At 60.5% G+C, this 23,973-nt stretch carries 19 protein-coding genes and 1 tRNA gene; 12 read left to right on the forward strand and 8 right to left on the reverse strand.

Features of this window, described 5'->3' with window-relative positions:
- Positions 1 to 134: 134 nt before the first annotated feature.
- Together murA and ACYG97_RS28070 are read right to left on the reverse strand one after the other, a co-directional pair.
- On the reverse strand, positions 135 to 1,427 hold the full coding sequence (gene murA / locus ACYG97_RS28065; protein ID WP_023732388.1) for a UDP-N-acetylglucosamine 1-carboxyvinyltransferase: 1,293 nt from the start codon (positions 1,425 to 1,427) through the stop codon (positions 135 to 137).
- Between the two features lie 135 nt (positions 1,428 to 1,562).
- Entirely contained in the window at positions 1,563 to 1,757 is a 195-nt protein-coding gene (locus ACYG97_RS28070) for a hypothetical protein (RefSeq protein ID WP_023732387.1), read from the reverse strand.
- Between the two features lie 150 nt (positions 1,758 to 1,907).
- Here ACYG97_RS28070 and ACYG97_RS28075 point away from each other — a divergent pair.
- Together ACYG97_RS28075 and ACYG97_RS28080 are read left to right on the forward strand one after the other, a co-directional pair.
- Positions 1,908 to 1,982, forward strand: a tRNA-Thr gene (locus tag ACYG97_RS28075).
- Between the two features lie 79 nt (positions 1,983 to 2,061).
- Positions 2,062 to 3,735 carry a DUF6538 domain-containing protein gene (locus ACYG97_RS28080; RefSeq protein WP_023732386.1) on the forward strand — a complete coding sequence of 558 codons (1,674 nt, stop codon included), beginning with the start codon at positions 2,062 to 2,064 and terminating at the stop codon, positions 3,733 to 3,735.
- Positions 3,736 to 3,759: 24 nt separating this feature from the next.
- Here the strand turns inward: ACYG97_RS28080 and ACYG97_RS28085 are convergent, their stop codons facing one another.
- The 6 genes from ACYG97_RS28085 to ACYG97_RS28110 form a co-directional block, all read right to left on the reverse strand.
- The gene (locus ACYG97_RS28085; RefSeq protein ID WP_023732385.1) at positions 3,760 to 6,981 is read right to left on the reverse strand and encodes a type I restriction endonuclease subunit R; all 3,222 of its coding nucleotides are present in this window, start codon (positions 6,979 to 6,981) and stop codon (positions 3,760 to 3,762) included.
- Entirely contained in the window at positions 6,978 to 7,970 is a 993-nt protein-coding gene (locus tag ACYG97_RS28090) for a DUF4268 domain-containing protein (protein ID WP_023732384.1), read from the reverse strand. The genes ACYG97_RS28085 and ACYG97_RS28090 overlap by 4 nt, the downstream gene beginning before the upstream one ends.
- A complete protein-coding gene (locus tag ACYG97_RS28095; protein WP_023732383.1) occupies positions 7,967 to 9,181 on the reverse strand; it encodes a restriction endonuclease subunit S in 1,215 nt (404 codons plus the stop codon). The genes ACYG97_RS28090 and ACYG97_RS28095 overlap by 4 nt, the downstream gene beginning before the upstream one ends.
- Complete coding sequence (locus tag ACYG97_RS28100; RefSeq protein ID WP_023732382.1) at positions 9,178 to 10,749, reverse strand: type I restriction-modification system subunit M; 1,572 nt, start codon at positions 10,747 to 10,749, stop codon at positions 9,178 to 9,180. The genes ACYG97_RS28095 and ACYG97_RS28100 overlap by 4 nt, the downstream gene beginning before the upstream one ends.
- Positions 10,750 to 10,831: 82 nt before the next feature.
- Positions 10,832 to 11,053, reverse strand: coding sequence for a hypothetical protein (locus ACYG97_RS28105; RefSeq protein WP_023732381.1), 222 nt, complete (start codon positions 11,051 to 11,053; stop codon positions 10,832 to 10,834).
- A 97-nt stretch (positions 11,054 to 11,150) separates the two neighbouring features.
- Positions 11,151 to 11,672 (reverse strand): hypothetical protein, encoded by a 522-nt coding sequence (locus tag ACYG97_RS28110; protein WP_023732380.1) that lies wholly within the window; start codon positions 11,670 to 11,672, stop codon positions 11,151 to 11,153.
- Positions 11,673 to 11,911: 239 nt separating this feature from the next.
- Between ACYG97_RS28110 and ACYG97_RS28115 the strand changes: the two genes are divergently transcribed.
- From ACYG97_RS28115 to ACYG97_RS28160, 10 genes are all read left to right on the forward strand, one after another.
- Positions 11,912 to 12,487 carry a recombinase family protein gene (locus ACYG97_RS28115; RefSeq protein ID WP_023732379.1) on the forward strand — a complete coding sequence of 192 codons (576 nt, stop codon included), beginning with the start codon at positions 11,912 to 11,914 and terminating at the stop codon, positions 12,485 to 12,487.
- Positions 12,488 to 12,585: 98 nt separating this feature from the next.
- Positions 12,586 to 13,896: a hypothetical protein gene (locus tag ACYG97_RS28120; RefSeq protein WP_023732378.1), complete on the forward strand. Its 1,311-nt coding sequence runs from the start codon at positions 12,586 to 12,588 to the stop codon at positions 13,894 to 13,896.
- Positions 13,897 to 14,014: 118 nt separating this feature from the next.
- Positions 14,015 to 14,683 (forward strand): hypothetical protein, encoded by a 669-nt coding sequence (locus tag ACYG97_RS28125; protein ID WP_023732377.1) that lies wholly within the window; start codon positions 14,015 to 14,017, stop codon positions 14,681 to 14,683.
- A gap of 262 nt (positions 14,684 to 14,945) precedes the next feature.
- The gene (locus tag ACYG97_RS28130) at positions 14,946 to 15,791 is read left to right on the forward strand and encodes an Nmad3 family putative nucleotide modification protein (RefSeq protein WP_198029669.1); all 846 of its coding nucleotides are present in this window, start codon (positions 14,946 to 14,948) and stop codon (positions 15,789 to 15,791) included.
- Positions 15,792 to 16,312: 521 nt separating this feature from the next.
- Positions 16,313 to 20,149 carry a caspase family protein gene (locus tag ACYG97_RS28135; protein ID WP_050590353.1) on the forward strand — a complete coding sequence of 1,279 codons (3,837 nt, stop codon included), beginning with the start codon at positions 16,313 to 16,315 and terminating at the stop codon, positions 20,147 to 20,149.
- Between the two features lie 182 nt (positions 20,150 to 20,331).
- Positions 20,332 to 21,726, forward strand: coding sequence for a multicopper oxidase family protein (locus ACYG97_RS28140; RefSeq protein ID WP_460221619.1), 1,395 nt, complete (start codon positions 20,332 to 20,334; stop codon positions 21,724 to 21,726).
- Positions 21,727 to 21,878: 152 nt separating this feature from the next.
- Positions 21,879 to 23,192, forward strand: a complete 1,314-nt coding sequence (locus tag ACYG97_RS28145) for an NAD(P)H-dependent oxidoreductase (RefSeq protein WP_023732375.1) — start codon at positions 21,879 to 21,881, stop codon at positions 23,190 to 23,192.
- An 80-nt stretch (positions 23,193 to 23,272) separates the two neighbouring features.
- The gene (locus ACYG97_RS28150) at positions 23,273 to 23,515 is read left to right on the forward strand and encodes a type II toxin-antitoxin system VapB family antitoxin (RefSeq protein WP_023689347.1); all 243 of its coding nucleotides are present in this window, start codon (positions 23,273 to 23,275) and stop codon (positions 23,513 to 23,515) included.
- A complete protein-coding gene (locus tag ACYG97_RS28155) occupies positions 23,515 to 23,694 on the forward strand; it encodes a type II toxin-antitoxin system VapC family toxin (RefSeq protein WP_280940043.1) in 180 nt (59 codons plus the stop codon). The genes ACYG97_RS28150 and ACYG97_RS28155 overlap by 1 nt, the downstream gene beginning before the upstream one ends.
- Positions 23,691 to 23,906: a PIN domain-containing protein gene (locus ACYG97_RS28160; RefSeq protein ID WP_460221633.1), complete on the forward strand. Its 216-nt coding sequence runs from the start codon at positions 23,691 to 23,693 to the stop codon at positions 23,904 to 23,906. Before ACYG97_RS28155 ends, ACYG97_RS28160 begins: the two co-directional genes overlap by 4 nt.
- The last annotated feature ends 67 nt before the right edge of the window (positions 23,907 to 23,973 follow it).

Below are 23,973 nucleotides of genomic sequence, written 5' to 3' on the forward strand. Positions count from 1 at the left end.
TCTGTTAGGCGGTCTTTCCGGTCCGTGCAACCGCGACACAAACTCAACCCGAGGCTAGGGCCTCGGGTTTGAAGTGTTGGTAGCGAATGAAGGCAGCACCAGACGCCTGTCTGTCTGAAGCAACTGCCGTGCGGTCAAGCCGAAATCCGCTCGATCACCGCGCCGCAATTGGAGAGCTTTTCTTCCAGCCGCTCAAAACCGCGGTCGAGGTGGTAGACGCGGTTGACCGTCGTTTCGCCTTCGGCCGCCAGACCGGCGATGACCAGCGACACCGAGGCGCGCAGATCGGTCGCCATCACGGGCGCGCCCTTCAGCTTGGAGACGCCGTCGACGATCGCCGTTTGGCCGGACAGCGTGATGTGGGCGCCGAGCCGGGCCAGTTCCTGCACATGCATGAAGCGGTTTTCAAAGATGGTCTCGGTGATGCGCGACTTGCCTTTGGCCATGGTCATCAGGCCCATGAACTGCGCCTGCAGATCGGTCGGGAAGGCCGGGAACGGCGCCGTCGTTACGTCGACCGGCGAAATGCCGGCGCCGTTGCGCCGGACGCGAATGCCGGAATTGGTCGGCGTGATCTCGGTACCGGTCTGGGCAATCACATCCAACGCGGTCTGTAGCAGCTCGGGGCGGGCGCCTTCGAGCACGACATCGCCGCCGGTCATGGCCACAGCCATGGCATAGGTCCCGGTCTCGATGCGGTCGGGGATGACGCGCACTCGCGCGCCCGACAGCGATTCGACGCCATCGATGGTGATGGTTGGAGTGCCGGCGCCGGAAATTTTTGCGCCCATGGCGTTGAGGCATTCGGCGAGGTTGACGATTTCGGGCTCGCAGGCGGCGTTTTCCAGCACCGTCTCGCCCTTGGCGAGCGCCGCCGCCATCATCAGCACATGGGTGGCGCCGACGGAGACTTTCGGGAACACATAGCGATTGCCGACGAGGCGGCCGTTCCTGGTCTTGGCCAGCACATAGCCAGTGTCGACATCGATGTCGGCGCCCAGCGCCTGCAGGCCTTCAAGGAACAGGTCGACCGGCCGCGTGCCGATGGCGCAACCGCCGGGAAGCGACACTTTCGCCTCGCCCATGCGGGCCAGCAGCGGGCCGATCACCCAGAACGATGCCCGCATCTTCGACACCAGCTCGTAAGGCGCGGTCGTGTCGACGATGTTGCGGGCCGAGAAGTTGATGGTGCGCGAATAGCCCTCATTCTGCTTCTCGCGGCGGCCGTTGACCGAATAGTCGACGCCGTGATTGCCGAGAATGCGGATCAGCTGCTCGACATCGGCCAGATGCGGCACGTTTTCCAGCGTCAGCGTGTCGTCGGTGAGCAGCGAGGCGATCATCAGCGGCAAAGCAGCGTTTTTCGCGCCCGAAATCGGAATGCTTCCGGCGAGCTTGTTGCCGCCGACAATTCTGATGCGATCCATGAGAGAAATGTCCCCTCGGCCCGAAAGGCCGGTTTTCGTCAGTTTGAGTATCGGCCCGTCTAGACCATTGGCCGGCTTGGTTCAAGATTCCTGAGCCCGTTGGCCAAGTTGGCCGGCCAGTGTGGCTGATATCGGTCAGTCCTTGTGCATTTTTTCAGCAGCCGCCAGGCCTTCCGGGCGCTGGTCAGCGTCACCGGTGCGCCGCGAACGCGCTTGCGTCTTGCGCTTCATGAGATTGGCGCGCAGCTGCTCGGCCAGACGGTCCTTGCGGTCAGTCCCGTCCTTTTTTTCCGGATCAGCCTTTTTCGGTGGAATTGTCTTCTCGTCCATCGTTCCGTCCCGCCCGCGACTGGCAGGGCCTGCCGTTCAAGGGATAGCTAGCATTGTGGCGCCGCCGTGTCAGCGAAACTTGTCTGGCAAAGCCGTTCACAGACGCCTTGCGCTTGCCGGTTCTATATGGCAGAAGCCCCGCCATCAGCGGCTGCGGTAGCTCAGTGGTAGAGCACTCCCTTGGTAAGGGAGAGGTCGAGAGTTCAATCCTCTCTCGCAGCACCAGTCTATCCCATTGATTGGGAACAACTATCTGACTTTCTTGGTCTTTTTGCCGCCTGTCTGGTACACAGGGGTGGTACACATGAGCTTGAGAATGCCTGGACCTTGGCAGCACAAAAAGACTGGCGTCTATTACCTTCGGCAACGCGCACCTTCCGATTTGAAGAACTTACCACTGGATGGACGAGTGGCCATTCCCGTTGGCGACACGGTAAGAACGGTCAAAGCGGGGGAAATCGTCAAGGTTAGCCTCGATACGAAAGACCCCGCAGAAGCCAAGAGGCGCTACCGGGAGGCTGACGCTGCACTCCATGACTTCTGGCAGCGGTTCAGGGAAGGGCCTCGGCCGCTTTCCAACAAACAAGTCCAAGCGCTTTCCGGCATCCTCTACGCCCGGTTGGTCGACATGATGGATAGTGAGCCGGGCGAGGAGGGGATTTGGAAACAGGTCCTCCGGTTAAACAAAAGCAAGGAAGAGCGCGGGGAGTTGGACAGTTGGTTCGGCCCCACGGTCGACGAGTTGTTCACTGAGCAGGGCGTCAACACCGATCCCTTCAGTCGGACTCGCGTCGTCCATGCGGCGTCCAAGGCAATCCAGCTTGCGGCTGAGACCACTCTCCGAAAGGCCGAAGGCGACTATTCGCCCGATGAGGCGCGGAAGCGGTTCCCCAACTGGGAGACCGAGCACGGTGAAGCCAAGCCAGCCCCACGAGCAGCGGGAGACCTGGACCTATTCGCCCTACTGGACCACAAGTTCGCGACACAGAGCCTCAAGGAGAAGACCAAGAGCGACTACGCGCGGGACCTCGCCAAATTCGTCAAGAGCAGCGGGCACCGGAGTGCTCAGGACGTGACGAATGAGGACGTTCGGAAGTGGCGTGACGAATTGATAGCCGAGGGGCTATCGCCATCGAAGGTCAACGGCAAGGCCCTTGCAGCGTTGAGCGCGGTCCTCACCCATGCGGTCAGGGAGTTCGGCCTATCGACAAACGTTGCCAGCGACATTCGAGATCGCAGGGACGGCCCTACGCCGGGCAAGAAGGGCTACGGCTTGGAGGAGGCCAAGGCTATTCTCAACGCCACATTTGACGGCACGTCTAAGGACATCTCAACGCCCCACAGGCGTGCGCTCTTCTGGGTGCCATGGATTTGCGCTTACACAGGGTTGCGGGTGACGGAGATCACTCAGCTTCGCGGCGTGGACGTCCAGGCGGATGGCGACACACCCTATTTGCTCATTTCGCCCCAGGCCGGCTCAACAAAGAGCGGCAGGGCGTGGATGACAGCCATTCATCCGCACCTCGTAGAGCTGGGCTTGTTGGATATGTTCAGGGAGGTGGGCGACGGTCCCGCCTTCTATGTTCCCTATCCCAATGAGGCCGACCTCACCAAGCTGACAGGCAAGCCCCGGTCGGCAGAGGCGGGCGTCCGGGTCGGAAATTGGATCACAGAGGAACTGGGCATACCCGCACCGGGCGGCAAACCCAACCACGCTTGGCGGCACCTGTTCACGTCGCTTACGCGTGCCCATGACATGGACAAGCAGGCTCGGGATTACATGCTTGGCAGTGGTGCCCAAGATGCGCGCGAAGGGTATGGCGATTGGCCGCCCAGCGCCCTCGCGAGGGAAATCAAGAAGCTACCGCGCTTCGACATCAAGGCATCGGCATGGAGGCCGTCAAACCAGGTCGTAGCGCCTCAACCCCAACGCGAGCGCCGGATAGGCAAAGCGAGAGCCCAGCGGAAGGCTGCGTGAGGTGGCGGGCGCAATTGGTGCCCCCTATAGCGCCACATGTTCATTTGAAGCTCCCATCCGCTCGAACACGAACTGATAGGTCCGCTGGACCTTCTCCTCGAACAGCTTGCGGTCGTAGACATCGGGCAGATGAGCGTCGAACTCCTCGCCGATCGTCTGGCGTACCCCTGCCTTTGCAGTTTCCTTGATCCGCCAATCAAGAACGAGCTTATCTTTCCTGAGCTTGGCGAGCAGTTCGCGAGCCAGCTTCTTGACCTCGATCTCCTGGGTCTTTGTCAGCTTCGGTTCGGGCTTGGTCAGGATGTCGAAGATCGCGAGTTCTTCCTCGCTCAAGCCCTCGCGAATGTGGCGCTGCTCTTCCTCGTCGAGATCGCCGACAAAGGCCATCAGTTGCTGGAACAGCTCCTCGATATCCATGCTGCCGGTGTTGTATTCGTCGATCAGCTTCTGCAGCCGCTCCAGAAGGCTGACACGGGCGGGGTTCTTCGCGGCGAGATCTTTCGCCCGTTTCTCCGCCGTGCCCCTCAGGACTTCTGTAGCGGTCTTCTTGGAGCCTTGGGCGAACAATGCGGCGAGCTTGTCGAAATCGATCGTCGACAGGTCGAGCAACTTCTTCAGATCACCGCCCTGAAGGATCGGAGCCCGGATCGCGATTCCTGAAATCGCCTGATCGACGAGCCGTTCGATTTCGGCAAGCACGGCTTCGAGGTCTTTCGACGGCCCGGCTCTCGTGAGGCTGCGCATCGTCTCCGCAATGACCTGAAGAACCACCATAGCGCCCCGATAGGGAAGCACGGCAGGGTCTGGCAGCACCGCCTTGAAGAGCTTCCATGCCGTGCCTACCAGCCCAAGAAACTCGCGCTTGTCCTCGTCGGTGCCGAGCAAGGCTTCGGCCGCCTGTCTGATCTTTGCAGCGCGCTCGAAGCCCTGCGCGGCGATTACCGCATCGGGATCAACCCCTCGCTCGGCGGCAAAGGCCAGCGCCTTGTCTAGCGCCACCTTCAGTTCGGCGAGCAGTTGCGCCTTCTCCTTGATCGGATCGGTCTCCACACCAGGGCGGGGCTTGGCATAGATGGCCAGCGCGTCCTTGAGGTTCCGGAACACACCGACATAGTCGACGATGAGACCCGCCTGCTTGCCTGGCGCGACACGGTTCGCCCGCGCGATCGTCTGCATCAGCGTGTGGTTCTTCATCGGCTTGTCGAGATAGATCGTCGAGCAGGTCGGCACGTCGAAGCCGGTGATCCACATGGCGCAGACGAAGACCAGCCTAAGCGGATCGTCCGCCGCCTTGAAGCGCTCGTCGAGTTCCTCCTTGACCATCCGTTGGCGGTGCGGCCGGATATCGGCTCCGCGCTTTGCGATGACCTCGATTTCATTCTGCGACTGGCTGACGATGACGGCCATGTCGGTCGCCTCCAGCCACGCCAACTGCTCCTCCAGCGCCTCCCGCTCGACAGCATCGGAGATTGCTGCAACGCGGGTCCGCTCTTGCTTCAGATGCGCTGTCCAATGCATCTGCACCTTGTCGTACATCCGCACGGCGGTCGCCTTGTCGATCGCCACGAACATCGCCTTGCCGCGATAACCGCGACCAGTGAAATGACGCACCAAATCGGCCGCGATCTTGTCGAGCCGGTCATCGTTGGTGATGAGGTGGTATTGTTTGGCGAACCGCTTCGCCAATTGCTCCTCCGCCTCGGGATCGAGCCCGGCATCGTCGAGAACCTTGGCGATTTCCTCATCGAGATCGGCGCTCTTGAGCTGTAGTTCCGGCAACCGGCTCTCGTAATAGAGCGGCACTGTCGCCCCATCCGCGATCGACTGGGCGAAGTCGTAGATCGAGACATAATGGCCAAACACCGTGCGTGTGCGGTGGGCTTCTTCGGCGATCAGTGGGGTTCCGGTGAAGCCAAGAAAGGCCGCATTGGGGAGTGCAGCTCGCATGTTCGCGGCAAGCACGTCGTATTGGCTGCGATGCGCCTCGTCGGTGATTACGATGACATCCGACCGCGTGGACAGGATCGGATAGACCTCGCCTCGCTCGGTACCGAACTTCTGAATGAGCGAGAAGATATAGCGCTCGTTCCCGGTCAGAAGTTCCTGGAGATGCCTGCGTGATCCTGCCTGAACCAGTTGACGGTCTTTGGTCAGTACACCGCAAGAGGAGAAAGTGTCCGCAATTTGGTCATCGAGTTCCGTGCGGTCCGTGACGATGACGAAGGTCCAATCGCCGGGGCGTTTCCTCATCACCTTGCGGCTGAAGAACATCATGGAGAAGCTCTTACCTGAGCCTTGTGTGTGCCAGAACACGCCCAGACGCCCCTGGTTCTCCTTGAGCCTGCCGACGGCTTCCATAGCGCGGTTAACGCCGAGATATTGATGGTTCTTGGCGAGAATCTTGATCAGGCCTTTGTCGCCTTCCTGAAACGCAATGAAGTTCTCGACGATGTCGAGAAAGCGTTGGGGGCGACAGGTGCCTCGGATCAGGGTCTCCAGCGAGACGACGCCCTCTTCCTCTTCTTCGTCGATCTTCTTCCAGTCGGCAAAGAACTCGAAGGGTGCAAGCGACGCTCCAAGCTTGGCTTCATGGCCGTTGGAAAGGATGACGAAGGCGTTGGGGACGAAGACCTGCGGAATTGCTGTTCGATAGTCCTTTAGGTTGCCGTCATAGGCGTCCGCGATCGAGTGGTAGAGCGCCTTCAGTTCTATGAAGAGCAGCGGGATGCCATTGACGAAACCGACCAGATCGGCGCGGCGCGTGTAGAGATCACCCGAGAACCAGACTTGGTTGGCGAGCAGGAAGTCATTCGCGCCGGCATTCTCCCAGTTGATCGCGCGGACCGCCTCATCGCGCAGCGAACCGTCCGGCGAGCGAACCTTCACCTTCACCCCGTCGCGCAGCATTCCGTACAGATCGGCATTGGCGCGGGCCGGCTCCAGCGCTGTCCTTTCGCTTGTCAGCAAAGCATAGGCCTCATCAAGGGCCGATTGTTGCAGTCCGGGGTTCAGCGCGGAGAGGGCCGTTCGCAGGCGATTCGGGAGAAATGCATCACGGCGCGATTCGCGTCCCTCTGGGCTCGGTCGTGGCGTAGCCGGAGTGCCAAACTCGCCGTAGAGATTTGCGGTCTGCCAGCCGAGGACCTTGAAGAGGTCGATGGCGGGTTGCTCGATAAGCTCATCTTCCGAGAAACCGCGATAACTCGTCGTCTTCTGTTCATAGATGAGCTCGCCCCCTTCGCTCATATATCTTCGTCTGGCTCCCCGCCCACGCCGTCACCACCAAGATCTAGCAATTTCACTCGCGGGGTGAATGCCAGCCGGAACCTCTGCATCTTGTCGAGCATCCATGCATGGAGGGCATCATAGCTACCCGAATTGGCAGGATCGACACCGTCCTTGTACAAGGCAATGCGGCTGGCCTTCTTGGTAGGCAATTCTTGCCAATCGAGAGGTTCGCCAATCTCGGTCTCAATGGCCTGTCGCTGGAGAGCGAGCTGCCTTATGCCGATCTTCAAAGGATCGTTATGGTTGTATAGCTCGACGCCGATCCGGCTCTTCGTGGTGCTGATCGTGCAACTGATCGCGAAGCCTCTGCGGCCGATCCGGAACTCGAACCAGTGGTCCTTGTTCTGTCGCTTTATCGCAAAGGAAGGATCGTTCTTGCGGAGATATTCAGCGAACGACGCCCAATAGGCCAGCCGTATCTTATGACGGGCAGCGAGTTCGCCATCACTCGACACCTTGGCGTCGACAGCCCGTACCCAATTGTTCGGTTGGGCGACTACGCGAAAGAAAGGCGCTGGGTCGCTGTCGCCAATCTTCAGCGCTTCGACTTCCACCGCGAAGAAGTTGAAGCCCTCCTTGGTCGTGCTGTTCAGCCAGTCGATTGCGGCACGATGGTCCTCCCGGATCGACTCGGCGATCCAGATTGCGGTCGCGTCGCTTCTCTGGCTGGCAATGTAGGTGATAAGTTGCCCGAGGTGTCGGTGATCAGTATTTCCGAACTGGTTCTCGATCAGCACAGGATTGCCGCTTTCGTCCTCGGCGAGGATATCGAGACGAAACTCGCCGGCCGGCAGCTCAGTCGCCTTCAATTCCAGGTCGCCGATTTGCAGAGCCTCGCCGAGAAGGTCGAGATTCTCAGCAAGCCATGGCGTGAAGGTCTGGGCTTCGTGGAGCCATACAGCCTTAGCGGAAATCGTGGTCAGCCGTCCAAGCTTGGGAAAGCTCACTCCGCCGCCTCCAGAAGCTGTTCGGCCTCTGAGACATCGATCTCTCCGCAAATCAGTTTAGGCAGCAGAAAGTCGCGTTGGGCGCGGAGGTTCTCGACTTGCCTTCCCAAGTTCTTCTCCAGCTTGAATACGGTAGCCGCAATCTGATCAAAATCCTTGATAGTGCCTGTCGGCGGAACGATGATAGGAAGCCTGTGAACATCGTTGCGATTCAGCGTCGGGACGGCAGCCCCTCCATTCATAGACTTCAGATCAAGCCTCTGCAGCACGAAATAGGCAAGATATGTCGACCCTGCGGGAAACGCTGTGCCCCATAGTGTCGTGTTCAGCGGCCAAAAATCGACATCCATGTGAACCACAGTGCCGAGAGAGCCTGACCGGCCCGTTACAACTCCGGGACTCGTCACTTTGGCAACTGCATGTGTTCCATGAATCCCGGTCGCAGCAACGACAGGATAGGCACCGTCCGTCCGGTCGTTCTTGGGCAGATCGAAACCACGCTGCAATGTCACGATATCCTGCAACTTACCGACTTCCCAACCTTGCGGGATCGGCCCGAGTGGGCTGTCTACGAGCGGTAGTCCTTTGTGACCGGGGGCGCGGAAATGAACGAACCATTCTTCGAAGATGCGGCGCGCCATCTCCCCCAGAACCGCGATCCGCCGGGTGTTGTTCGCGATCAGATCGTCATATGTGGACAGGATCGAGGCGATACGGCGCTGGACGTCTTCGGGTGGTAACTGAAAGCGAAAGGCCTTGATGTCGCCAGGGCTGATGTGCGGTACATTAACCCCTGTAGTGATCGCCAGAACATGATGGGTGAAGCTCGGCCCCGCCACTATGCAGCGAAGATAGCCCGTTAGAAGCCCTCGTATTCCGCGCATACGAGCTACCCGCTGGACGAGCAATGCCGGGAGATCAGTCTGGCGTATATGGGCGTACTTGAGACCGGCAGAAATCCAGGGTCGGTCCATCGCGAGAACGACGTCGTCACGTCGCAACTGAAATTTCTCGAGAGTGGCAAATTCCCCAGACGGCCATCGCTTCACACCTTCCCACCGAAGCGTACCTTGGACCACGTTGTCGCCGCGAACCAACCGAACATCATCGGGAGACTCGGTAAAGCCAGAACTCTGGAACGGGTGACCCGTGAGGAGATCGACATGATCGCCAAGCTGGACTTCCGGCCAAGGCTGGGAGAACGATTTCATGCGGCGTCACTCAACAACGTCGCGACGTTCCGCCCAATAGCTGCCTCCAGCGCCCGCGCCTCGGTTGTCAGGCGTTCGAACTCTTCCTGCAATTCCTCCAGTCGATCGGCAAAATCAATGTTGTCGACGCTACCAGCCTTCGACCCGACATAGCGCCCTGGATTGAGGCTCCAGCCCTGCGCCTCGATCTCGGCGCGTGTCGCCATCTTGCACAGGCCCAGCACGTCGACATAGCCGCCGCCGAGCCCGTTTGCCGTCAGCATCTCGTGGCTGTCCCAATTTGCCTCGATCTCCTCGCCGCGCCACAGTCGAACGATATTCGCCAGGAACTCGACCTGCGCGTCAGTGAAGTCTCGGTGCGCCCGGTCGATTTGGCGGAAGATGTGCCGCGCATCGATGAATAGCACCTGGCCTGCACGGTCGCCCTTCCCCTTGCCTCTGTCGAGGAACCAGAGCGTGCAAGGCAATGTAACCGTGTAGAAGAAATTCGGGCCGACCGAGACGATCACATCGACGCCGCCGCTCTCGACAAGCCTCTGCCTAATCTCGGCTTCAGAGCCGCGAGCATCAGCCGCTGAATTGGCCATGACGAAGCCAGCGCGACCTGTCTCGTTCAGCGCCGACCAGAACAGTTCGATCCACAGATAGTTGCCGTTGTCCGCCCTCGGCAGGCCGAAGGGGAAGCGATCGGGCCGCTTGGCGATAGATTCCTTGTCCTTGTCGACACCAGTGACGTTGAAGGGCGGATTGGCCATGACGAAATCGAACTTGCCGAGCACGCCGCCGAGATCGGGAAAGGGTTCGTCGTAATAGGCGTTGGCATCCATGATTGTGCCGCCAAGCCCATGCACGGCAAGATTCATCTTCGCGAGGCGCAGCGTCTCGCTGACCTTCTCTATGCCGTAGATCGAAAGCTCCTTCTCCGGAGCGGCTTGGTGCGACCGAACGAAATCCGCCGAATGCACGAACATACCACCCGAGCCGCAGGCAGGGTCGAGGATGCGCCCACGATAGGGTTCGATAATCTCGACGATCAGCCGGACTATGCTCGATGGCGTGTAGTATTCGCCGCCCTTCTGCATTTCCTGCAAGGCGAACGAGCCCATGAAATATTCGTACACCTTGCCAAAGGCGTCACCGGCGATCTCGACCGGGGCAAGAAGCTTTATCAGCTCGCGCAGGATGCCATCGCCCACCGCCCCGTAGTTCTTCGGCAACGCATCGGCCAAATCCGGATTGTGCTTCTCGATATCCTCCATCGCATGATTGAGTGCCCGGCCAAGGTTCGACCCATCGGGCAATTGCAGAAGATGCGAGAAGCGCGACTCAGGCGACAGATAGATGACGTTGCGGGCCTTGTAGGCATCAGCTCCGGGCGGCCCCAGGCGGCTGCCTTCGCGCGGCTGCAATTCCTTCTCGACCGCAGCAAACCTGCTTTCCGCATAGCGGAGGAAGAGCAGCCCGAGGACCGGTCGGGAATATTCGGACGGCTTGAGCCCGGAGTTGGCGCGAAGCTGATCCGCCACGCTCCACAGCCGCTTCTCGATCTCGGCCAGATCAATCGCCATCGGATACACTCCCCCTACGCACCACGAAGCAATACAGCCCTTGGGTTAATGATGGCAACCTGACCTTCAGGCATCGAGGCGCTTACAGCTCGATCTGGATGCCATTGTAGATGATCGCCGAGCCGGGGTTCATTCGAATACCCCAGCCAGGGTTGCTGATCATGAAGATCGCAGCCTCCTCGATTGTGGCAAACTCCCTCGCGTTCGTGACCTCATTATCGCTGCGCGGGAAACATTTGTAGTGAGTTCCGGACAGCCGGTAGGCTTCCTTCTCGACGCCGTTCGTGACCGCATAAATGCGCATGTGAACCTTTCATACCGAAATATTTCACCAAAAAATCCGTCTGGCCGATCGGATAATCGGCTGCCGGACAGTTCCCCCCGTACCCCCGCCTTTGCCTCTAGGCCATGTCGGAGTTCAAGTTGACAACCGTTATTGGATAATTTGCCTTGCCGACCTTCGTCGTTGCTCTCGCGGCCATGGTCGCCGATGACACGAAATAGAAGCGCTCTCCCGGCATGTTTGCCAACTTGCACAGCGTTCGCCTCATTCTCTGGTCGATGACTCCATCGGGGTTGGCCCAGGTAGTTATCTCTGCCGAAATTAGCGCGACCTCTCCTCGGCATCCTAGCAAGTCAGGTTCTGTCGCCGTTCCCGTGGATGTGGGATGCCAAGTCCATCGCGTCACACGGCCATACGCGGGCCGCTCTTTCAACCAATCAAGCGCGCGGATGATGAGGAACTCATGCTGCAACTGATTGAGCAGTTCGTAGCTTTGGGAGCGAAACTGCTGCAGGAGCTTCATTTGTTGGTCGAGATTGCCGATGTCACCTGAAAAGAGTTCTCGCGCACGTGCGGCAAACGTGGATGCTCGCCGCTCCAAATCCGCCCGAAGCTGTCCTAAATCGTTGATGACCGGCATAGACCTGCCCTCCGCAGGCTCACGTACGCGTCTTGCGATCGACTTGTCCAGATGGGCAGGGTCTATTACGTCCAGTTTAGCGCGCCCTTTGGCGTCAAAAGAAATCGGCGGCGCGGCGAAGCCTCGTCCGACGGCTTGTCTCAAAATGTATAGCTTCCGAGATCAATCGTTGACACGTCTCATTTCATGTCTCATAAATGATGTCTCACAAACTCTAGACATTTCGGAGAGACCCCGCCATGGCCGACCTCGCTTACATCCGTGTTTCCTCCATCGGCCAGTCGCTGGACGTGCAGCGCGACAAGATGCTCGCGGCTGGAGTAGAGCCCAAGAACATCTTCGAGGAGAAGCGGTCAGGGCTTGACACGGGAAGGCCGGAGCTGAAGGCGTGCCTCAGAGCGCTCAGACGAGGCGACACCCTCCTCATAACTCGCATCGATCGCTTGGCTCGTTCCGCCACCGACCTCCTGAACATCGTCCGGGGGCTGGACAAGGATGGAGTGTCCTTGCGCGTTCTCGACCAGCAGATCGACACCAGCAGCCCGGCGGGTCGTGCGATGCTGCAGATGCTTGCGGTGTTCGCCGAGTTCGAGACAGCCATACGGGCAGAGCGCCAGATGGATGGTATTGCCAAGGCAAAGGCAGACGGGACCAAGTTTGGCAGGAAGCTCAAGGCAACACCGGAGCGTTCCGCGGAAATCAGGCGGATGCGCTACGATCAGGGCAAGACGGTTCCCGAGATCATGAAAGCGACAGGGCTCAGCAAGGCGTCGGTCTATCGCGTGCTGTCGCCGCAGGACGTGGTAGCGCCGTAGAGCGAACCGCTTCGCCGCCCCGCGACACCTTGCCTCCTTATAGCTGTTAATGTGCCCGCGTATGCGGGGTGGCTATTTCAACCATTTGAAGTTTGTAGATGGACCAGATCACGCCGGCTGTGATCGAACTGGGCGACGAAGAGGATGAACGGGACAGGCGTTTCAATGCCTATCGGTTCGCCGCCTCGGAGAATGGCAAGGCCATCGTCAAGGAAGCGATCGGACTGCTGCTGAGTTGCGAAGCCTATTTCGGCCTCAGGACGAACAAGCGACGCGCCCGTGACCAGGAGACGTTCGACCTGACGGTCGATGCTGTACTGTCAGACCTCATGCACCATCACCTGGCTGGAACGTCGGGGGACATCTACGTGACGCGCTCCAATCGTGTACTGGGCAACAAGAGCCGCTATCGATCACGCGCCTACAGCAAAATGTTCCCGTACATTCTCGACCTCATGGCGAAGCCGGAAATGGCCCATGTCGAACAGCTCATCGCTGCTCCGGTGGAGGGTGCCGCGAGAGCGACGGTTATCCGACCCGGTCCCTGGCTGCTTGATCGCATCGCTGAACACGAGATCGGGATCGACGACCTCGATGAATACCCGCACGACGAGTCCATTGTCCTGAAGCGCATCAAGGACCGCAAGAACCACTGGGACGAAGGCGGATTAGAGGAGTACGACGATACGCCGGACACGGAGCGATACCGGGCTGAACTTGACGGGATCAACCAGTGGATCGCGGATGCCGAGCTGCGGTTCGACTCGGAGGGCATTCCATGGCCAAGAACGCAGTTCAGCATCCGTGACCGAAGGCTCCGACGCATCTTCACTCAGTGCCGTTTCGACAGCGGAGGCAGATTGTTCGGCGGGTTCTGGCAGAGCCTTCGCAAAGATGAGCGCCGACAGGGACTATCGATCAGCGGCGAGCGCGCAGTGGAACTGGACTACGGGCAGGTCGGGCCACGCATCCTCTACGGCATGGCAGGTCAAAAGCCGCCATTTGAGGACCTCTATGACATCTGGGGCTACGGCTTGAACCGGCCCGGGATCAAGAAGGTCATGAGCGCCATGATCTTCGCTTCAGACACGTTGATCCGCTTCCCGAAGGGAACGCGCCGGCTCTTCTCCCGGAGCTACAAGGTCGGGGATGTGGTGGAGGCAATCGAGGCGAAGCACCCCCTGATCAGGAACTGCTTCCACCGTGGTCTTGGGCACGATGCTCAGTTCATAGAAAGCCAGATCATGATCGAGGTGCTGCTCACGTTGAAAGATCAAGGCATAGTGGCACTGCCGATCCACGACGCTGTGATGGTCCCGGCCTATGCTGTCTCCACTGCCAAGGAAATCATGCTCGATACCTTCCATCGATATGCCCATGTGGAAGGCACTGTAACGGTGGAAGCATGAAGGGGATGACTCGAAGAGGGATGATCTCTTGATCTCTTCTCTCCCTGATCTCCCCAGGTAAAGCCTTGCCTATCCCCTTCGGGTGTAAACCCACAGCTCACCATAGAGGGACTCGAGATTGAGCACGAATTGGATCAGGAAGCGAGAGCGCAAGAGCGAGGTCAAAGCCCGTGCCGCCGAGCCCAGCGGAATGTTCACGCGCTGCCGTGTCGTTGGATGCGACAGGCCCGCGAGAGCTGGCACCGACGATGGTCTGGACACGCGCTTTTGCCGTCGGCACTCCGATCACTATTCTCGCCACGGCAGCCCGTACAAGCGTTCCTTCACCGCCAAGGAACTCGCGCCATACCGCAAGGCAGCGGTCGCGTGGCTGGAGGCGAACGCCGAGGACCAATGGGTGCGCAATGCCGTCGACCGCGTGGAGACGCTCTACCGGGCTGCAGGGCCGCACGTAGAGGCGTTCAGGCTTCGTGGGCTGTCACCGGAGGGCCGCGCCAAGGCCGCCTGGGCGAGGCTGCGCAAGGAGAAGGTCGACCCACGCCGGGTCGTCGCCATTTGGCTTGCTGTTGAAATGGCGCTCGCGGCCGATCCGCAGGCAGACCGCAAATCGGAATACAAGCGAGTTCAAGCGGCAAAGCTCGTACACCGCCTGGCATCAGGCACGCACAAGCGATGGGAAAGCGGTCCCGGTGGGCCGCAGGAAATCCATGTTTATCCTCGCTCTCGGGGGCGCGTCCTCCGGCACATCGGCAGCGACATCGAGAAGGCATGTGAGCTTTTGCGGTAGCCAACCCTGGCTGACCCAGGCATTAGTCGCTGCGCCTCAGGCAATTGGTTGGTCTAAGTATCTGGAGATCGTTTTTGCGTGCTTTTAATAGAGCGCAAAGACATCTAGGCTAACGCTGCTGGTTCTAATTGGGGAGAGCTATGAGCAGCTATGTGAAAAGAAATGGGAAGACGCGCGTCAAGAGTCACAAGGAGATCGCAAGAGACGCTGGAAAGAAGGGAAATAAGGGGCTTTCGCCAAATAAGAAATACGGAAAAAAGAAGTGAGGGTTATTTTCAGTCGTAAAGGGTTTGACTCATCGGCTGGAGGGTGTCCGAGCCCTATTATAGACGGAAGGCCTACGTCCCTTCCTATTCCATTCGACGGGCCAGGAGAACTACGCTACTGCGATCTTCCGGACCCAATTCCATCAATCGTGTCCGATTTGACTGGCAAGCGGATCGATGTGCGGAATAAATGTCACCTTGATCCAGACATCAACAGCGCGAGCTTAGGAAAGACCAGGCCACGAAGTTGGCGCGGAGCGCTTGGACAGATTGGTGCTGCCCAATCTCACTTGAACAATCACTGCGTGGGCGCTGGAGATGTGTTTCTATTCTGGGGCCTCTTTCAAGACGTGGAAAGGAAAGTTGGGCGCTGGCGATTTGTAGGGCGGCCTCACCATCGAATTTTTGGTTGGCTTGAGATTTCCGAAGTGCATCGCGTTGGTGCAGACGGCTCTACATTGCAGAAGCGGCATCCTTGGTTGGTCGACCATCCTCACGCGAGGCCTGGCTGGGGCGAGTCGGGCAGTACCAACAACAATAACACCATCTACATCGCTGCCGACCGAATGACTATTTGGGCGGATGCCCATCTGGCGGGCTATGGAGCCCTGAAACGTGGCCACGTTCTCACGTCAGAAAGTTCCACACTCAAGTCGGTTTGGAACGTGCCGCCTTGGCTTGATGTTCGCACCAAGGGAACTGGCATGACTTACCATCCGATCAAGCGATGGCTCGGGACCGGAAAGCTCCTTTCGGCTGGCCGAGGTCAAGAGTTCATCGCAGATATTGGAAGTCGTCCCGACGCATTAGCGTGGCTTCGCGGTGTGATCGGGACTGGTTGATCGGGGCTTGTCTTGAAGACATGGAGGTGGTACACAAATCGAATTGGCGGCCAAAAATAACACAATAAATTCAGATAGATACTTGGTCATTGGGTGAGTTCAATCCTCTCTCGCAGCACCAGTTCATTCCCTTTGATTTAAAAGATGCAGTCGCGAAGTCGGGGTCTCGTTGCGGACCAAAAAAGCCGGCTGACGCAAAAGTGCCAATCCCGCGCATCCAACCGTGGCCCCCTCGCCCGGAAACATTGAGAGAAAGAGGCTCTACGGGGCCGGACGACTGCTCAACAAGTCCGGACCTGTCAACTCATGAACAGGCCGGACTGGCCGTATCCGGCATGCTGAACACTACCGCTCGCACGCTGAAAGCCAGCCGCCTCGTACGCATATCCACCACAAGAACACAGCTCGCCCAAGGACTTGCCATCAGCCGGCCATCATGATGCCATCTCGCCTGCGGAAGATAGCGTTGGGTTTTGGGGTAGAGAATGCTCTTTGGGCGAACGGCAGGTGCGACAGGGCGCATGTGCGCGGCAATCGCTGCGGCACTGGCGCTGTGCCTATGCGCGTTTGGCCCCGCTTTGGCTGAAGAGCCGAAGGCGCTGAAAGGCGTCGCGCTCATCATCGGTCAGTCCGACTACCAGCATGTCGGCAAACTGCCCAATCCGGAAAACGACGCCCGCGCCATCGAGGAGATGTTCGACAAGCTCGGCTTCGAGACAAATGTCGCCACCAATCGCGACGCACGCAAATTGCGGCGCGATCTCGAAGGCTTCGTCGACGATGCCGAGGGCGCCGATGTCGCCATCATCTACTATTCCGGCCACGGCATCGAAGCCGGCGGCGAGAATTATCTAGTCCCTGTCGATGCCGATATCTCGGCGCTCGACAATGCCGGCGAAAAGCTGGTGCCGCTGTCGTCCATCGTCGCCGAACTGAAGGCCAAGGTGCCGGTCACCATCGTTCTGCTGGACGCCTGCCGCAACGATCCGTTCCCGCCGGGCACGCTCCTGAAGCTGGCGCCGGGCGACGAAGGCAAGCCGATTGGCGCCGGCGGTCTCGGGGAAACGCGCGGCGTGGTTTCCCTGAAGGGCGGCGCCGACGCCAAGGGCTCGGTCGACGACAGCCTCGGCCAGGTCATCGCCTTTGCCGCCGAGCCCGGCAAGGTTGCGCTGGACGGTCCGGCCGATGGCAACAGCCCCTATGCGGCAGCGATCCTGCGCCACATCGACACGATGGGCGGCGAGGAATTCGGCACCGTTTTGCGCATGATCGGCGAGGAGGTCTATCTCAAGACCAACGGCCAGCAGCGGCCCTGGGTCAATGAGAGCCTGCGCCGGCTGCTCTATTTCGGTACCCCCGCCGAGGCGCCGAAAGGCGACGAGGGGGAAATCCTAAGGGAGCGGCGCCAGCTCCTGCTGACTATCTCGACGCTACCCGATCCGGAGCGCCGCCAGATCGAAACCATAGCGCGTGACGGCAAGGTGCCGATGGATGGGCTCTACGCCATGCTGAAGGCGCTCGGGGTCGACATACCCAAGGATCCGGCTGAGCTCGACAAGCTGCTGCGTGGCCAGACCGAACGGCTGAAACACGTGTTGGCTGAACGCGAGACTTTGAAAAACCCGGACCCCGAAATTGCCAGGCTATCGAAACTCGCCGAACAGGCGGTTCAGGAAGGCGCGCTCGAAGCGGCGCAGAAATTCAACGAGCACGCCAAGGCCCGCATCGGCGAACTTTCGTCTACGGTCGACCAGGCCGAGGCCGAGCTGAAGGCAAAGCGGCTGGAATTCGCAAAGGTCTTCGCCAGCAGTGCCAGGACTTATGAAATCTCCTTCAACTTCAAGGAGGCGGCGCAGGATTACGCCAAGGCCTTCGAGCAGGCTGCCAAATGGAGCGACGAAGACGCGTTCTACTACAAGGCGGCAGAGGCCAACGCTCTGTCGGAACAAGGGGACTTCTCCGGCGACAATGCGTATCTCGCCCAGGCCCTGACAGCCTATGAACAGGCATTGACCTATGTCACCCGCGAAAAGTTGCCGCTGCTTTGGGCGGCCACCCAGAACAATATGGGCGCCACGCTTGCTACGTTGGGCGAACGGGAAGCCGGCCGCGAAAACCTCGACAAGGCAGCTGCCGCCTATGAGCAGGCGCTGACCGTCTATACGCATGATGCCTACCCCGACGACTGGGCGTCGACCTATGGCAATCTGGGCACGGTCTACTGGCGGCTCGGCCAGCGCGAGAACGGGACGGCACTGCTTGAGCGGGCAGTCGCGGCCTTCCGCTCGGCGCTCGAGGTACAGTCGTTGAAGAAACTGCCGCTGGAATGGGCGGCGACGCAGAACAATCTCGGCATCGTGCTGTCCGAGATCGGCGAACGCCAGACCACATCGGACAGTTTTCGCGCCGCAATCGAAGCGCATCGTGCGGCGCTGACCGAATACAGCAGGGAGCGCGTACCGCTCGACTGGGCGCTGAGCCAGGTCAATCTGGGGGCAGCGCTCTACCGCCTCGGTGAGCGCGAAAAGGATATCGCGACCATGCAGCAGGCGGTTGCTGCCTATCAGGCGGCGACCCGCGAAATGACCAGGGAACGCGCGCCGGCGCAATGGGCGACAATCCAGAATAATCTGAGCACGGCGCTGGAATCGATCGGAACCATTAACGGCGATGTCGCCACGCTTGAGCAGGCGCGCGACGCCGCCCTTGCATCGCTTACGGTTTGGACGCGCGAGCACGCCGCGGCGAGCTGGGCCAACGGCCAGCTGACGCTCGGCAACGCCTTGCAGCGCCTCGGCGCCAAGCAGAAGAACAAGGAACTGCTGCTGGAGGCAGCCACCGCGTACCAGGCCGCTCTGTCCGAATATCCGCGTGAGAAACTGCCGCTCGACTGGGCTTCGCTGCAGCAGAATCTGGGATCGGTCAACGACACGCTCGGCGATCTCGATACGGGAACCGATTACTACATTCAGGCGGTGACCGCGTATCGTCAGGCATGGGAGGTCTATACCGCAACCGCCGCGCCGGGCGAGTTCGCTTCGATTGGTTACAGCCTTGCAGGCACGCTATCGAACTGGGGCGAACGCGCGGGGGACATGTCGACCCTGCGGCAGGCGATCGATGTCTACGGTCAGGTGCTCAGGGTTCGCACCCGCGACAAGGACCCAGTCAATTGGGCCAAGACGGAATTCCGCCTCGGCTGCGCGTTGATGATGTCAGGCAAGCTGGCCTCTGACGATCAACTGCTGCAGCAATCGGTCGACGCGCTGCGGGCGGCGCTCGACGGGCAGACGAAAGGCGGTGATGTCACGGAGATCGGCCAAACGCGGCGCGTGCTCGGCCAGACCCTGTCGATCCTGGGCGACAATACATCCAACCTGGACTTGCTGGCGCAAGCAGCCGACATGCTGGAAGCCGCGCTCCCCGCCTACTCCAAGGACGCCGACCCGGAGGAGTGGGCCAATATCAATTACGACCTCGGCTTTGCCCTCTACAGCCAGGGCCGGATTGGTGGCGACGCCACGTTCTACGCCAAGGCCGTGGAGAGCTTCGAGAGGGCAGCGCGGATCTACGACGGTTTTCCCGACCGCATGCAATGGGCGCGCACCAAGGGCGATATCGGCAATGCCTTGCTGATGGCCGCGGACGGCAAGGACGTCGAGTTGCTCACCCGCGCGATTGCCGCCTATGACGCAGCGCTCAGCGTGGTAACGCGCGAGAATGCGCTGGCTGTCTGGGAGAACAATCAGAACAATCTCGCCGGCGGGCTGTCGAGTCTTGGTTACTGGGCGAACGATGTCGGCAAGCTGAAACGAGCCGCTCAGATCTACCGCGACCTCGCCACGGTGCGAACGATCGCCCGCGATCCCGATCTCTGGATCACCAACCAGACCAGTCTCGCGCAGACGCTGAGCATGATCGCGGCCCGCGAGCCTTCGGCTGAATTGTACGAGGAGGCGATTGTCGTCAATCGGGCGCTTGCCGAGCAGCTCGGTCGCGACCGCGATCCCGAACGTTGGGCCAATGCGCGCAACGAGATGGGCTATGCCTTGACCATGGCCGGCCGCGCCGAAAACAATGTCGCGCATTTCGAGGAGGCGGTGTTGGTCCTGCGCGAGGCGATCGTGGTGCAAAAGAAGATCAATTCGGTGCCGGCCGTCGCCTTCACGCAGGACAGCCTGTGCGACGTGCTGGTCGATCTGGGCGCCGCCCACAAGGACAAGGCGATGGCACAGGAAGCGATCGCCGAATGCCAGGACGCGCTCATTGTCTTCCGCGCGCGTAAGATGGACGATCTCGCCGCCGGTTCCGAAAAGAACCTCGCCGAGGCACAGGCGTTGCTGGCCGAGTTGCATTAATCCGAGCCCGCGCTCCCGGATGCGGGCGAATGGTGGGCACGCCAGCGTTCACGCTGTTGCGCAAGCAGATGTCACCGGCTCGCCATGGCATGACAGAGATGCGATGTGGCAGTATCGGCTTGTGCGCCGGTCGCCCCCCGTCATTCACGGCGGCAGGTAATCATATTCCGTTGGAGCGCCAGATGACCTCACTCACCCGCCGCAGGGTTTTGAAAACGGCCGCGGTTGCCGGCGCTGGTGGGATCGGCCTTGCAGCGATGGCCAGGCTTGGTGGCTGGGCCGCGGCCGCACCGGAGCCGGTGGTTCTCAAGACGGCAAAGATCCAGGCCTGGTTCATGGATATCGGCCAGACCCGCGATGTGCTGACTTATGGAGAGGCCGGAATGCCGCCGGTGCTCAGGATGAAAAAGGGCGAGCCTTTCGCCGCCCGCCTCGTCAACGGCATCGACGATCCGACGACGATCCACTGGCACGGCATTCGCGTTCCAAACAAGATGGACGGCGTCCCCTTCCTGGTTCAGCCCTACGTCTACACCGGCGATCATTTCGACTACGCCTTCACCCCGCCCGACGCCGGCACCTTCTGGTATCACCCGCATTGCAACACGCTGGAGCAGATGGGCCATGGCCTCACCGGCGTGATCGTGGTCGAGAACCCCAACGATCCAAAATTCGACGCCGAAGCCGTCGTCAACCTGCGCGACTGGCGCCTCGGCGACGACGCGCAGTTCATCCAGCAATTCCGGCCGCGCGATGCCGCAAAAACCGGAACCTATGGCACGGTGCGCACCGCCAACTGGCTCGACCAGCCGCAATTCGACGCGCCGGCCGGCGGGTTGGTGCGGATGCGGGTCGCCATCACCGATGTCACCCGCATCTACGCCTTTCGCGTCGAGGGTGCGGAGGCCGCGGTCATCGCGCTCGACGGCAATCCGGTGCCGCAGCGTTTTGCGCCCGATGCCTTGCTGCTCGGACCGGGGCAGCGCATGGAGCTCGCCATCCGCATGCCTGACCAGGAGGGCGCGATCGTCAGCCTGGGCGACATCAGAGGCACCAAACCCAAGGTCCTCGCCACCTTGCGCGCCACCGGCAGCTCGCTCAAGCGCGATTTGCGAGACCTCGCACCGCTGGAGGCCAACCCAGTGCCGGAGGTGGATCTCGCCAGCGCGAAACACATCGCGCTCTCGCTCAGCGCCACGGCGGAAAACGTGCCGAGCGACAGCATATGCGGCACGCTAGGCTACTCCTTCTGGGCCATCAACAAGGTACCGTGGCCGGGCGACACGCCGGACCCGACCGCGCCTTTGGCCGAGCTGAAGCTCGGCAAAAACTATGTCATCGACATGGAGAATTTGACGCCGCAAGCGCATCCGATGCATCTGCACGGCATGAGCTTCAAGGTGCTGTCGTCGTCGACACGCCAGGTTCAGCCGGTCATCTCCGACACCTATCTCATGCAGCCCAACGAGAAGGTTCAGCTCGGTTTCGTCGCCGACAATCCCGGCGACTGGCTGCTGCACTGCCACATCATCGAACATCAGAAAACCGGCATGACGAGCTATATCAGGGTGGTTTGACGCCGAGGCGGGTCAATCAGCCTCTACCGGGGTTGGCCTCACCGGCCGGGCCTGTTGCCGGAGAAATTGCCGGTGTTCGCCGGTTTCGTTGGCAAAGCGGGGCCGTTCCCTGCTATTCCCGCCTGCAATCAAGAAGCCGTGGACACGCTTGCATGACCAATGTCGCCCTGACCGGACTGGCCCGCGATCTCGCCAGGCGCGCCGCCGAGGGCCGCCCGGTGCGCATCGGCGTCATCGGCTCCGGCGAAATGGGCACCGACCTGGTCACGCAAGGCATGCTGATGCCCGGCATCTCGGTCGCGGCCATCTCGACACGCCGCCCGCACACCGCCCGTGACGCCATCCGCATCGCCTATGGCGATGAGGCGATGGCGGTCGAGGCGGACAGGGGCTCGAAAGTCACCGCGGCGATCGAGGCGGGCAAAATCGCCATTACCACGAACGAGATGCTGGTCACCAATCCGCTGATCGACGTCGTCATAGACGCCACCGGCAAGCCTGGTGTCGCCGCCGATTTCGACTTGAAGGCGATGGAGCACGGCAAGCACCTGGTGATGATGAATGTCGAGGCCGACGTCACGATCGGCTGCTACCTCAAGCAGCAGGCAGACCGGCTCGGCGTCGTCTATTCGGTCGGCGCCGGCGACGAGCCGTCGAGCTGCATGGAGCTGATCGAGTTTGCCTCCGCGCTCGGCTACACCATCGTCTCGGCTGGCAAGGGCAAGAACAACCCGCTCAACCACGATGCCGTTCCGGATGACTATCGCGAGGAAGCCCTTCGCCGCAACATGAACCCGCGCATGCTGGTCGAGTTCGTAGACGGCTCGAAAACCATGGTCGAGATGTGCGCCATCGCCAACGCCACCGGGCTGGTGCCCGATGTGCCGGGCATGCACGGGCCCAAGGCCGACCGCGACCAGCTGGCCAAGGTGCTGATACCGCGCGCCGATGGCGGCATCCTGTCGAAGAAGGGTGTTGTCGACTACACGATCGGCAAGGGTGTGGCGCCGGGCGTGTTCGTCATCGTCGAGGCGACGCATCCGCGCATCGTCGAGCGCATGGACGATCTGCATATCGGCCACGGCCCCTATTACAGCTTCTTCCGGCCCTACCATCTGACCTCGCTGGAAGTGCCGCTGACGGCAGCGCGTATCATGCTCTACGGCCGCCCCGACATGGTGCCGCTGCCGAAGCCGGTGGCCGAGGTCTGCGCGGTCGCCAAGCGCGATCTCGCCATGGGCGAGACCTTCGATGCCATCGGTGAGACCTGCTACCGCTCCTGGACAATGACCGTCGAAGAGGCCCGCGCCGTCAGCGCCGTCGCGGTCGGCCTGCTCGAAGGCGGCAAGGTGCTGAAGCCGGTCAGGAAGGGCGAGCTCATCACCACCGACAACGCCACACCCGACCGCACGACCAGGCTGTTCGCTTTGCGCAAGCTGCAGGATGAGATGCTGTACGGGAGCTGAGATTGGATGACAGGCCAGTCGGGCTGGCCTTGTCATGACAACTCCCTATGTTGTAGTCGCACCGAACGGAGGCTTCCAGAATGAATCTCCAGATCAGAGACCCGCGCGCCCGTGACCTCGCCCGGCAGCTTGCCGAAAAGCGAAAGATTTCCTTGACCGAAGCGGTGATCGAAGCGCTCGAATCCGAGCTTCAGCGCGAACGTGAACGAGTTCCGCTGGCTGAGCGGCTGGCCGCCATATCGAACGATCTGAAGGCCAAGGCGGGAAGCGGCGGCAGGGATTTGACTAAGGATGAGATCGACGAGATGTGGGGACATTCCTGATGTTCATCGACACCTCGGTGGTGATCGCTGTCCTCGCCGGAGAGGAAGACGCCGCCGATTGGAGCCGCCGGATCGGGCAGGCCTCGATACGGATAACATCTCCGCTGGTCGTGCTCGAAGCGGCGATGCGGTTTTCGTCGAAGTTGGTGGTGGAGCCGCTCTCGCCGAAAGGGCAATAGGAGACTTCCTGCTCGAAGCCGCGATCGAGGTGGTTCCGATCGAAAGAGGTGATGCCAAGCTCGCGATCCAGGCTTTTTCGAACTATGGCAAAGGTCGCGGCCACCCGGCTCAGCTCAATCTCGCTGACTGCCTGTCATATGCCTCGGCAAAAAGCCGTGGGATGCCCTCGCTCTACAGAGGGAAAGGCTTTTCCCACACCGATCTGGCCTGATCCTACTCCCCCAGTTCCACGATTCGGTCAGCAGCTTCGTCAGCCGCTCCCGCCCAGCAGACCAAAT

It is taken from the genome of Mesorhizobium sp. W067, from assembly GCF_054719525.1.